The organism is Ileibacterium valens (assembly GCF_001945525.1).
GTDB classification, from domain to species: Bacteria; Bacillota_I; Bacilli_A; order Erysipelotrichales; family Erysipelotrichaceae; genus Ileibacterium; species Ileibacterium valens.
On record NZ_MPJW01000112.1, the window covers coordinates 1 to 11,561 of the forward strand.

The 11,561-nt window shown below is 41.1% G+C and carries 10 protein-coding genes; 5 read left to right on the top strand and 5 right to left on the bottom strand.

Annotated elements, in window-relative coordinates; genetic code table 11:
- The coding region (locus BO222_RS05420; protein ID WP_075817320.1) for a transposase at positions 1-255 on the top strand (255 nt) is incomplete at its 5' end.
- A 342-nt stretch (positions 256-597) separates the two neighbouring features.
- On the opposite strand, the gene BO222_RS05425 is transcribed toward BO222_RS05420, so the two are convergent.
- Positions 598-1,710, bottom strand: coding sequence for a haloacid dehalogenase-like hydrolase (locus tag BO222_RS05425; protein ID WP_075819080.1), 1,113 nt, complete (start codon positions 1,708-1,710; stop codon positions 598-600).
- Positions 1,711-2,011: 301 nt separating this feature from the next.
- On the opposite strand from BO222_RS05425, the gene BO222_RS05430 reads away from it, so the two are divergent.
- The 3 genes from BO222_RS05430 (at position 2,012) to BO222_RS05440 (ending at position 4,247) form a co-directional block, all read left to right on the top strand.
- Complete coding sequence (locus BO222_RS05430; protein WP_075819083.1) at positions 2,012-2,353, top strand: PadR family transcriptional regulator; 342 nt, start codon at positions 2,012-2,014, stop codon at positions 2,351-2,353.
- A 69-nt stretch (positions 2,354-2,422) separates the two neighbouring features.
- Entirely contained in the window at positions 2,423-3,208 is a 786-nt protein-coding gene (locus tag BO222_RS05435) for an HAAS signaling domain-containing protein (RefSeq protein WP_075819085.1), read from the top strand.
- A gap of 100 nt (positions 3,209-3,308) precedes the next feature.
- Positions 3,309-4,247: a DUF4097 family beta strand repeat-containing protein gene (locus BO222_RS05440; RefSeq protein WP_075819087.1), complete on the top strand. Its 939-nt coding sequence runs from the start codon at positions 3,309-3,311 to the stop codon at positions 4,245-4,247.
- Positions 4,248-4,391: 144 nt separating this feature from the next.
- Here BO222_RS05440 and BO222_RS05445 read toward each other — a convergent pair whose 3' ends face one another.
- From BO222_RS05445 to BO222_RS05455, 3 genes are all read right to left on the bottom strand, one after another.
- Entirely contained in the window at positions 4,392-5,327 is a 936-nt protein-coding gene (locus BO222_RS05445) for a MurR/RpiR family transcriptional regulator (RefSeq protein WP_075819089.1), read from the bottom strand.
- A gap of 193 nt (positions 5,328-5,520) precedes the next feature.
- The gene (locus tag BO222_RS05450; protein WP_075819090.1) at positions 5,521-7,182 is read right to left on the bottom strand and encodes a cysteine peptidase family C39 domain-containing protein; all 1,662 of its coding nucleotides are present in this window, start codon (positions 7,180-7,182) and stop codon (positions 5,521-5,523) included.
- A 248-nt stretch (positions 7,183-7,430) separates the two neighbouring features.
- Entirely contained in the window at positions 7,431-9,350 is a 1,920-nt protein-coding gene (locus BO222_RS05455) for an aconitate hydratase (protein ID WP_075819092.1), read from the bottom strand.
- A gap of 415 nt (positions 9,351-9,765) precedes the next feature.
- On the opposite strand from BO222_RS05455, the gene BO222_RS05460 reads away from it, so the two are divergent.
- Entirely contained in the window at positions 9,766-11,106 is a 1,341-nt protein-coding gene (locus BO222_RS05460; RefSeq protein WP_075819095.1) for a citrate synthase, read from the top strand.
- A gap of 200 nt (positions 11,107-11,306) precedes the next feature.
- Here the strand turns inward: BO222_RS05460 and BO222_RS05465 are convergent.
- Positions 11,307-11,561, bottom strand: a 255-nt coding sequence (locus BO222_RS05465; protein WP_075817320.1) for a transposase, incomplete at its 5' end; no start/stop codon positions are given.

Consider the following 11,561-nt stretch of genomic DNA (forward strand, 5'->3'; position numbering starts at 1 on the left):
CGGGAGAACATGTCTTCAGATGCAGGACATGAGATTATGGTCAGCCGGAGCATTCAGGCGGAAGGAACCTTCGGAGATCTTAAAGAAAACTACAGATACAGCCGATTGAGACGCCGGGGACTGGAAAACGTAAAATTTGAGGTGCTTATTGTGGCCATGGGACACAATATCAGAAAATTAAACAACAGAAATCGGATGAGTTGCCCAGAACTCGAACGTTATGGAAAATTAAAGGAGCAGAAAAGCGAAATCTGAAAAAGATTATAAACAGTCTTTTTGAGTTTTGGCTCTTTTCAGTGCGTTCAAAAATTGACTTGAGCGGAAAAACACATCATAAAACAGGATTGAATCAGATAAAAAGCATAGAAAAAGGGGCTGTAAATCTCGCTGATGAAAAATCAGTCGAAATTTAACAGCCCCTTCATTCAATGAGCTTTCATTAAGGACTGAATTGTTATTCTTAGCAGATCAGAGGCTGATTTTCGTTTCGTTTACCTTTGCTTATTCTTACTAATGATTCGTCATATCAGCTTCTGATTCACAGAAATCACTTGACTTTAAGAAGCATCTAAGGCGATCCTTTTTTCTTAGTCTGAATTACTTCGATTTGTCGGTGATCTTAGCTTCTTCGGGATAAATGGTGGTCCAATCCTGCTCCATACTGATGGTATTGAATCCATCTTTATCTGCCATTTCTTTTGTAGAAGCGGCTTTTTCCTTATTTCCATGATCACGGGTTTCGTCATCACACAAAATCAGGAATGCTTCTGCCGGATATTCATTATCGTTAATCGTATAAAGAGCCATGCTTTCATCGCCTGAACTGTTTCCAAAGGCAAGAACTGGCTGAATGCCGATTTCACGATTGATTGCAGTAACTTTATTGGTCTTCAGATTTTTCTTTTTCAGATCGGCTGTTCGTACGACTTCTTCTCCACTTTGCCAGGTGTAAAATTCGCCATCTTCGTCTTCATCCGACTGTTTGCTTCCTTTCACATCCGTATCTGATCCAATGACATGATTGGCTGGTATTCCAAGCTCTTTGGTGACAGCTGCTCTGGTGGTGTAGCGGTCTGCTCCACTGACGACGTACACTTCAAAATCATTATCCTGAAGATAATCAACCACATTGCGCATTGGCATGAAGAATGATTCACCATAGGTCATGTTTTCCTGTCCATCGGCTGGCAGATTCATGAAAACATCCTGAACATAGTCATAGTAGTCATCCAGGCTCATCCCTTCATAAACCTTGGCCTGATACTGCGAGAACTGAGCATCAATTTCATCTGAAACATCGCCGGCATAAACGGCTGGCATAGCCACATCGGTAACGAATGTTTTGATTTCTTCAGGCGCAGTATAGGTATCATCGTTGAGAACCCGGTTAAAGAACATCATCCATTCGAAATAATATGGGTTGGTTTCAGAAAGCAGAGTGCCATCCATATCAAATACCGCAATTCTGTTTTCGACAGGAATATAACCTTCTGAATCCGGATTTACTGCATTTTCAACAAATTCTGTCAGAACTTCCTTAGGTTTTGAATCGGCTTTCCAATATCCGAAATCATTTGCTGCTGCAGTTTTAGTCTCTTTATTATTCGTTTTGTTTGCGGATGGCGCTGTCTGACATCCGCAAAGTGTGGTTAGAGTCGATAATACGACAAGTGCAGACATTGTTTTTGAGATAAATTTAAATCGGAACATACTCTCTCCTTGCAAATTCTTTTTTGCCTGTCAGGACTGCAGTCTATGTTTTTTTCAGGTTGATCGGACCTTTGATCACGCATATAATAAGCGCTTTCAGAACAGCCGGCGTTCTGATGCCCATATTAAAAAAGTATCATCTATGGCTTATAAACCATTTTCTATCAATAGACTTTAAACCTTTGTTTTTTGAGATACTTTTTGAAAACTTTCGATTTTTTTAGAATTATCAATATTATACATTGTATAATATTGATAACAAATCATTGTCGGTCAATTGCCGGAAAGGAGGGACTCACCGATGGCTTTTCAGATTAGCGGTCCGATGCTCGAAATGTGTATTCTGGCGGCATTGGATCAGGAAGATTCCTATGGTTATAAGCTCACGCAATCAACTGCGATCCCTCTTGGATTGTCGGAATCCACTCTCTATCCAGTTTTACGGAGATTGAAAAAGCAGGGTTTTCTGGATGTTTATGATCTGAATCATGATGGACGCAACCGCCGCTATTATGCGATCACTCCTGAAGGAAAGAGATATTATATTGAGCTGCTTGCAGAGTGGGCGGATCTTGTCAAAAAGATCAGTGCAGTCATTCAGTCTGATAAAGACTCATGTCATGTGGCGGATGGGTCTGCATGAACATAAGCTCAATTCACGATAAATATAAGAAAGGAGTCGGGCAGCTTTCCTGCCGCTGCCCCATAGTTTATGAACGAAAAAGAGTATCTGCTTCAACTGGAGCAGCTTCTTACAGGTGTTCCTGATGTTGAAAAGCAGGAAGCCCTGGAGTATGTCAAGGAATACATTGAAGAAGCCAAAAGCAGTGGTGTCAGTGATTATATGGCTACACTTCCTTTGGCAGAAGAGTTCGCGAGATCTCTGAGGTCCGGACTCGACGAAGGGATCAGCAATCCTTTAGACAATTCCATACAGATGCCTGAGCTTCCAAAGTCTGGAGGATATGAATCTTCTCTGCCCAAAAGAGATCCATATCAATCCAATAATTGTTCGCTGTATAATCAGGAGCTCTATAAACAGGACCAATACAACCAGATACAAAGGAGTTCGCGCCCTCTTATTCACAGCATTCTGATTGGGTTAGGCCTTTTGATTCTGAGTCCGTTTGTTCTGGTTTTGCTGGCAATGATCCTTGTCGCAGTCATAATGGTTTTTCTGACACTTTTCATGGCCTTTTTGATGATTCTGCTTTTCGGAATGATGATTGGGGTGATGATTCTGGCTTTTGGGATTTCCATCCTGCCGCTTGTCTATAAAGCATTGCTTTTAGCTTCAACAGACTTTTTAGGGTCCATCTTTGACTTTGGTTTAGCACTTCTTTGCCTTTCAGCTGTCATACTCCTGTTTCATCTGGCCAGAATCTACTTTAAAAAGTTTATTCCGGCTTCCTGGAATGCACTTAAAAAAGGAGTTTTCTGGATGGATTCAAAAATCAAAGAACGCTTTTACAGAATAAGGAAAAGATTCATTAATTGAGATCTATATCTCATCTAGAAACTTTGAAGTGATAAGAAAAACGAAGAATCAATAAGGATTCTTCAAAAAAAGAAACAGAATATAGAATGGAGAAACTACCGTGAAAAAATGGATGATCACTGCTCTATCCTGCGCAGCCATAGGAAGTCTGTTTTGCGCAGGAACTGCTCTGGCTGTATCAAATGATCCTGAACGCTTACTCAGCTGGCCTACAGTGACGATTGGAATCAATAACAAAACGGCCCTGATGTCCATAGAACATGACTCAATGGATGAAGATAAGAATTCCAGACAGGAACAGGAAGCTGCTTCTGACTCTCAACATTTTGCAAACGACAAGGTTCATGATCTCTCCGATCATCACAACATCTCAAATATAGACATTGACTCTTCCATTGGAAATGTAGTGATCGAAAAATCGAATCGTTTTGAGATGGTGACCAACAATGGAGACTACTCTGATGACAACACGTCCCTGTATGATTTCAGCATAACCAACGACACATTAAGCGTTGATATGACTGCGGTTAACCTTCCTTTTGGAAATCCGTCTTCACCTGAACTGAAGATTTATGTTCCCTTTGATCTGAACACCATCGAGGTTGAAGTCAATGCTGGGAGCGTGATTCTGAAGGGATTTAAATCGAATCGTATCTCTGCAAGTGTTGATATGGGAAATATTCTTACTGATAATATCAAAGCTGAAAGCCTGAATGCAGACTGCAATGCCGGTGATATTGAAATTCAGAAATCTCATTTCAAAACAATGAGTCTCAATAATGATGCCGGAAACATCAATTTTGATGGAACAGTTTCCGATTCCCTGAATTCAGATTTAGCCATGGGGAATATAACAATTGACTTGCATCAGAGAATCGATCGTGAAAACTCATCAATAAACGCCCATTCTGACCTTGGCAATGTCTCAATCAGACCAAACAGCGTTTCTGATTTAAAACAGAAAATGCTTCCGCCTGTGCCATTGAATATTGATATTCAGGTTAGTCTGGGAGAAATCAAGCTGTCTTATCAGGATTAATTTCCTGATCCGGCTCTTTTTGGAATCTGTTTACAGTGACAGCCAACCAATAAAGCCTGAACAGCCTTTCTGCTTCTGATACAGAAAGGTTGTTCAGGCTTTCGTTTATATTGATCTGTCAGTCTGGCTTATTCATCGTCTTGCCTATTTCTTGATCTTTCGCGAATTCATATTCCGGACGACTTCGCTGACGCTAAGAGAAGTATTCTCTCTCAGAATCGCGTTACGGGTGTTTCCTCGATCCTTTTCAAAACGGGACCTGGAAATTTTATAATCCAGATTTTTCGAATAGTCTCTGGCAAAGAGGCAGCTGTAAAGAATATCCAGAATAAGATGAAAACTCATTGCCGAAGTATATCCAGCAATCTTCGAATATGACTTTTCACGGGTTGTAATATTTAAAACGGCTGAAGCATAATCTGAAACTGAATTACCGCCAATTGAAGTGATTGCTACGTAAGGAATATTCTGTTCATGTAAAATCTCTACAATTCCTCGAAGCTGTGAAGTTTCACCAGAATACGATAATATAATCGCTGCATCCTCTTTTTCCAACCGCATGGCATTATAGTAAACATCTCCATTCAGGCTAGGAGACAGGACCAGCTTATCAATCTTTTCCAGATAATAAACAAATTCCGAAGCGAAGTAGATCACATTTGATACAGCGAAAACGGCTATCCTTCTTGCATTGGATAAAATATCAACCGCCTTTTCCAACTCTTTTCGGTCCAGCAGTTCCATAGTATCTTCAACACTTTCTGTATATAAAGTCGCAATCCGTCCGGCAATCTCCATCATTGAATCTCCTTTATGAAAAGGGATATTTGGATCGACGTCCTGAAAATGACGATTAAGATAAACCGCTTCTTTATAAAATGCATCCCGAAATTCATTCCAGCCTGAAAAGCCCATCTTATGACAGAATCGTACAACTGCAGGTGAAGACGTATAAGTCGCCTGAGCAACATCTATTGCTTTTAGCTGCCCTACTCGTTCGGCTTCTTCGATCAGAAAATCAGCAATTCCTTGTTCTGCCGGAGACAGCCTGCTATTTTTGATTCGATCTTTTATCAGCATACAAATAATCTCTTTCTTTATTCTTCCTTCTTATTTTCTTTTTCTAAATTCTGATTTACTTTCTTTCGATTCTCATTTCAGTTCTTTTATTTAAATGGCTTCAAAACGCTTTTAGTCCCTGGATTTACTCTCTGTTCTGAGAAGACTGAATCTTTAAAGTATCCTGAAAATTCAGATTTTCCAAAGGAATAATCTATTCGAATTCCGGTTCAGAATCCGGGAGTTGGTCTGGATTTTGAACTTCTTCCTGGGATTCAGGTTGTATTACTGATGGGTTTTCTGATGATATTTCAGGCTGAATATCTGTTTGAGTATCTGATTCAGTCTGAGCATCGTCCTGAGTGGTCTGCTCAGCTAACTGTTCTGGCAAATCTTCAGAAGATTTTTCCGGTTGTTCCTGTAATAAGTCCTGTTCCGCGGGCGGCGATACAAACTGATTCTGATCTATTACAATGGCTTCATCAGCCATAGCTGCCAGAGAGTCGGGATGAAACAGTGTCTGTGAATTTTCAATACTCGAAGGATCGAGTAAAACAATCTGCTGATCTCTTGCTCCGGTTAATAAAACCCAATGATTGCTACCAACAAATGGTTCGCCATTGACTCTTAATAAGACCGGATGACCTGCATACAGAGCGTCAAGGATCGTTTCCTTATTCACATCCATTTTTGAAGCATATATACCTGCGCTTTCCAAAGCCTGAATCGCAGATGAAAGATCATCTGCTGCAATCGACTTTGAACTAGAATCCGAATTTTCCTGATCCAATTGGGATGTATGATCTGTCAGTTCGTTTTGCTCATCTGATACATTTTGTTCACCAGAATTCATCAACGGGTCTTGGCTTTCAACCTGGGATCTGTCTTTTGAATCAATCGGACTTGTCTGATCATTATTTGCTGGTAAAAGGACTGAAGCAAAATAAACCGGTGTATAGGCAGGATTATTAGTCAGATGACTGGCAGCCATGGAAAGAACAATGGCAAGACTTCCCTGATCTGCAATTCTTGAAGTTGAGTATGGTAAATAACCCCAGCGTTCATCCCAGCTTTTTAAATCCGGATAGTTTGTCAGCGCTTCTTCAAGGATTATTGATGAATCTGCCTGAGGATTTTTATTTACCTGATCTGGATAGTTTTTAGCAAAATCCACAGCCTCTTCCTGTCTTATTGCCATACTCACTACTTCTGCAGGAATTGAAGCAAGATTCATCATGATTTTCGAATAGTCATTGCCAGGATCAGGAAGTTCTTCCATCTGTTTTATCATCACGTCTGTAATCGTAAGATCATCTGGGATTGCTTTGAGCATTTCAATCGCTGACTGATCTGAGGCTTTTTCCTTAAGCTTCTGAAAATCTGATTCACTGATTCCATCCGGTCTGCTGATGGCATCAATACTTTTCTGATGGGCTTGCCAATTGGCCAGAATATCATCCACTTTTCGATGGAGTGCAGCCTGCTCAAGACGAAATCCTTCCTGATCTTTATACTGATAAAGTTTATAGCCGCCTAAAAGCAGACCAAATCCCAAACCCATCAGCAATAACGAAGATAATCCTTTTCGTAAATGTCTTTTCTTCTTTTTGGGTTTTTTCTTTGTGGTCCGGATAATACGGCTAGAAGCCTGGTGTTCAACCGGATCAGACTGATAGATCGTTCTGGAATAAAAAACTTCCTGGTTTTCTGAGATATTATCATCACGGACCTTATCAATAAAATATGGGTTAATAAACCCTGTGTACTCTTCACACTGACGACTGCGCTGGTGCAGCTTTGGAACATCAAGGGATTTAGATTGACTTTTTTTCTTTATTGTTTTGTGGGGAGCATTGTTTCTGTTTGAAGGTGTCATAGAAACAGTTTCCTTTCGGATGAACAATTATTTCATCCTGTTTTCTATATTTGTTCTAAACGACTGTTTCTTTCAGTATCTCATCAGACAAGCGTAAAAAAAAGACAGCACTCACCTGAATGCCGTCTTTGATTTACTCGATTATTTCCGAAATCTCACTTTCAGAATTTACAGCCATCCGCAGATTCTGAAGTATCTGTAACCTTGTTCAAATTATATTGAACGAACTGAACCGACAATGACAGAACTTACTGCATTGCTTTAATATAATTCAGCATTCCTCCAGCCTGCAAAACAGGAACATCCTTTTCATAGATCATGGCTTTGACTGGATAGGATTCACCTTTTGTCAGATTCTCCAGTACCAGATCGGTCGTTGACTCAAGAGATTTCAGATTTGGAATTCTCAACTCATCCATTTCATCGATTCGATCATAGTCATCAGAGTTAACAAAAGTCAGAGGCAGAATACCGAAGTTGATCAGATTGGCCAGATGAATACGAGCGAATGATTTCGCTAAAACCGCTTTAATTCCAAGATACATTGGAGCTAAAGCTGCGTGTTCACGGGAACTGCCCTGGCCATAATTTTCACCTGCAACGATGATTCCTCCGCCATTTGCTTTGCACACTTCATCAAAATGCTCTTTATTATTTCTAAAGACGAAAGTGGATAGCTTCTCAATGTTTGAACGATAAGGAAGAACTTCAGCACCGGCTGGAGCAATATGATCCGTTGTTATATTATCCGGAAGTTTGATCACTGCCTTACGGACAATTTCATCCTGCATTGGCTCATTGACCGGAAGAGGTTTAATATTCGGTCCGCGAATAATTTCAACTTCTTCTGGGTTTTCACTTGGAGCATAGATCATGGAATCATCAATGAATACCGGTTCTTTTTCCATTTCTTCATCCACAACTACATCCCGGGGATCGGTGATCACTCCTGCAACCGCACTGGCTGCAGCGGTTTCCGGAGAAACCAGATAGACTCCGGCAGAGTTTGTTCCAGAACGGCCATAGAAGTTTCGGTTGAATGTTCGTAAAGATACGGCATCTGATTTTGGAGACTGGCCCATACCAATGCAGGGACCGCATGTGCACTCAAGAATTCTCGCTCCTGCTTTTACAAAGGTCTGTAAAGCGCCTGTTTCCATCAATTTCATAAATACCTGGCGGCTGCCTGGTGAAATAACCAGAGAAACTCCTGGAGCGATCTTCTTATCTTTAAGAATTGCAGCCGCTTTCATCATATCTTCATAACCGGAGTTGGTGCAGCTGCCGATGGCAACCTGGTCGACTTTCTGACCCGCAATTTCTTCAATATCCCTGACTGCATCCGGTGAATTCGGGCAGGCTGCAGCTGGTTTGAGCGCTGAAAGATCAATGATCTCAACATCATCATACTCGGCGCCTTCGTCCGCTTTCAGTTCCATAAAATCTTCCAGGCGATTTTGTCTTTCAAAGAATTCACGCGTAATTTCATCACTTGGAAATACAGATGTAGTCGCTCCAAGTTCAGCACCCATATTGGTGATCGTTGCACGCTGATAAACGCTGAGGTCCTTAAGACCTTCACCGGTATATTCAAATACCTTTCCAACACCGCCCTTAACGGTTCTTCTTTTCAGAAGTTCAAGAATGACATCTTTGGCAGATACACCGGGTTGAAGATGGCCAGTCAGACGAACTTCAACGACTTGTGGATATGGAATTGAGTAACCAATACCAGCCATGGCTTTAGCTACATCCAGCCCGCCAGCTCCAATGGCAATGGCACCGACAGCGCTTGATGTTGGTGTATGTGAATCTGATCCAAGCAAAGTGCTTCCTGGCTTTGCAAACCGTTCAAGATGAACCTGATGGCAGATTCCATTTCCTGCTTTGGAATAGTGAATTCCGTGTTTGGCGGCAACCGACTGCAGATATGCATGGTCATCGGCATTCATGAATCCAGACTGTAATGTATTGTGGTCAACATAAGAAACAGACAGATCTGTCTTCACCTGATCAACACCCATAGCTTCAAGCTGCATATAGGCCATCGTTCCGGTGGCATCCTGAGTCAGAGTCTGGTCAATACGGATTACAACCGGCTCGCCAGCTTTGGCGGTTCCCTCTAAAATATGGCTGTCCAGAATCTTTTGAGTCAGATTTTTCTTCATCTTATTCATATCCTTCCTTGCTTAAGCGGGATTCCCCGCCAAAAAACTTTTTTCCATTCTATCACGCAATGTGTGAAAAACAGAAAATCTTTTCATAACACATGAAATACTTTTCAAACTTTTTGACTTCGAATCTACCTTTTAGATTATTTTTGCCACCGAATGAAAGTTTGCCAATACATCAGACGATTGATTCTGGAAAGAATGAACTTCAGATAATCTTTTGTTTGGGTGATCTGATTAAATATTCAATCCTCTGAAAGACAGAAAAAATGTAAATAAATGAAAATTGTGGAAGAAAGAATTTTCATGAATTCATTTCTTCATGCTATAATTTCATGCAGATTTGATCCAAAATGGATTTAATCTCAAAAGAATACGAAAGGGACCGGCGAAAGCCGTTTTTATTTCTGATATGAAAACTTTAAAAGAAATTTATCTGGAATGTGAAGATGGAAACTATATCGAGTCGAGCCTCTATTCTGCTTATCGGGTCAAACAGGGATTAAGAAACGATAACGGAACCGGTGTAAAAGTCGGACTTACTCGAATTTGCGATGTCGTTGGATACCGAATGGTTAAAAACCATAAAAAACCCATAGATGGTCAACTGATCTATCGAGGCTATCAGATCAGTGATCTGGTGCGTCTGGCAAAACAGGACGAAGCCATTCACGGTTATGAAATTACGGCTTTTTTACTGATTTTTGGAAGACTTCCAAAAGAAGATGAACTCAAATCCTTTCAGTTTACGATCAAACATGCATTCAATGTCGATTTGCTCTGGCAGAAATATCAGACCACCAATCTGCTCAATGCCCTTCAGATTGAAATCCTGAAACTATTTGGAACCGATGAAGATCCTGAAACGGATCGCCTTGATTTGCGAATGGAAAAAGGACTGTCCATTCTATCCAGCCTGCCATTATTTGTCTTCTCGGTTTACTCCAACCAGAAAATCACTGCCTATCCTCTTCCTGCCGGAGGTTTTGCAGAAAACATTCTCTGGATGGCGCGGAATCATAAACCCTACACTCAGCAGGAAGCCAGAGTTATGGATGTTTTATTGATGCTCCATGCTGATCATGGAGGAGGAAACAATTCCACATTTGCTAATGTTGTGATCTCATCCACTGGAACAGACATTTATTCCTGTATTTCCGCAGCGATTGGTTCGCTGAAAGGGCCTAAACATGGCGGAGCAGCTGGCAAAGTCGGGCTTCAGACAAAGCTTCTCCTTGAAACCATTACGGAAGAAACCTCTGATCAGGAACTCGAGGAACTTTGCGAAAAGATCCTCCGCCGGGAATGGGGGGATGGATCCGGGCTGATTTATGGTATCGGGCATGCGATTTATACCAAAAGCGATCCTCGATGCCAGCTGATTAAAGAAGAATGCCGTAAGCTGGCAAGTGAAAAAGGGATGAGTACAGTTTTCGAAACGATGAATCGCTTTGAAAAAGCAGCTGTGGCTACTATGAAGAAAGTAAAGAATGCTGACGTCTGTGCGAATGTCGATTTCTATTCTGGTTTTGCCTATGCCATGCTCGGAATTGATCAGTCCCTCTATGTCCCTTTATTTGCTATTTCAAGATGTGCGGGATGGGTTGCCCATCACCTTGAAAACAGGCAATCCAACCGAAAGCTGATTCGTCCGGCAAACATCTATGTCGGCGAACACCATGAAATTTTTGAAGATTCAACTCCTGATCCAATCCCTGGCGAAGTTGAAGAAGTTATTCTGATTGAAGCCTGAAATTTCAGCAGCTTTTGAATTGCAAATCAAAAGAAGGGGCTGTTAAATTTCGACTGATTTTTCATCAGCGAGATTTACAGCCCCTTTTTCTATGCTTTTTATCTGATTCAATCCTGTTTTATGATGTGTTTTTCCGCTCAAGTCAATTTTTGAACGCACTGAAAAGAGCCAAAACTCAAAAAGACTGTTTATAATCTTTTTCAGATTTCGCTTTTCTGCTCCTTTAATTTTCCATAACGTTCGAGTTCTGGGCAACTCATCCGATTTCTGTTGTTTAATTTTCTGATATTGTGTCCCATGGCCACAATAAGCACCTCAAATTTTACGTTTTCCAGTCCCCGGCGTCTCAATCGGCTGTATCTGTAGTTTTCTTTAAGATCTCCGAAGGTTCCTTCCGCCTGAATGCTCCGGCTGACCATAATCTCATGTCCTGCATCTGAAGACATGTTCTCCCG

Excerpts from the sequence above, each read along its gene's own strand:
- BO222_RS05450 (WP_075819090.1), bottom strand. The coding sequence starts at position 7,182 with ATGACACCTTCAAACAGAAACAATGCTCCCCACAAAACAATAAAGAAA.
- BO222_RS05430 (WP_075819083.1), top strand. The coding sequence starts at position 2,012 with ATGGCTTTTCAGATTAGCGGTCCGATGCTCGAAATGTGTATTCTGGCG.
- BO222_RS05460 (WP_075819095.1), top strand. The coding sequence starts at position 9,766 with ATGAAAACTTTAAAAGAAATTTATCTGGAATGTGAAGATGGAAACTAT.
- BO222_RS05445 (WP_075819089.1), bottom strand. The coding sequence starts at position 5,327 with ATGCTGATAAAAGATCGAATCAAAAATAGCAGGCTGTCTCCGGCAGAA.
- BO222_RS05425 (WP_075819080.1), bottom strand. The coding sequence starts at position 1,710 with ATGTTCCGATTTAAATTTATCTCAAAAACAATGTCTGCACTTGTCGTA.
- BO222_RS05435 (WP_075819085.1), top strand. The coding sequence starts at position 2,423 with ATGAACGAAAAAGAGTATCTGCTTCAACTGGAGCAGCTTCTTACAGGT.
- BO222_RS05455 (WP_075819092.1), bottom strand. The coding sequence starts at position 9,350 with ATGAAGAAAAATCTGACTCAAAAGATTCTGGACAGCCATATTTTAGAG.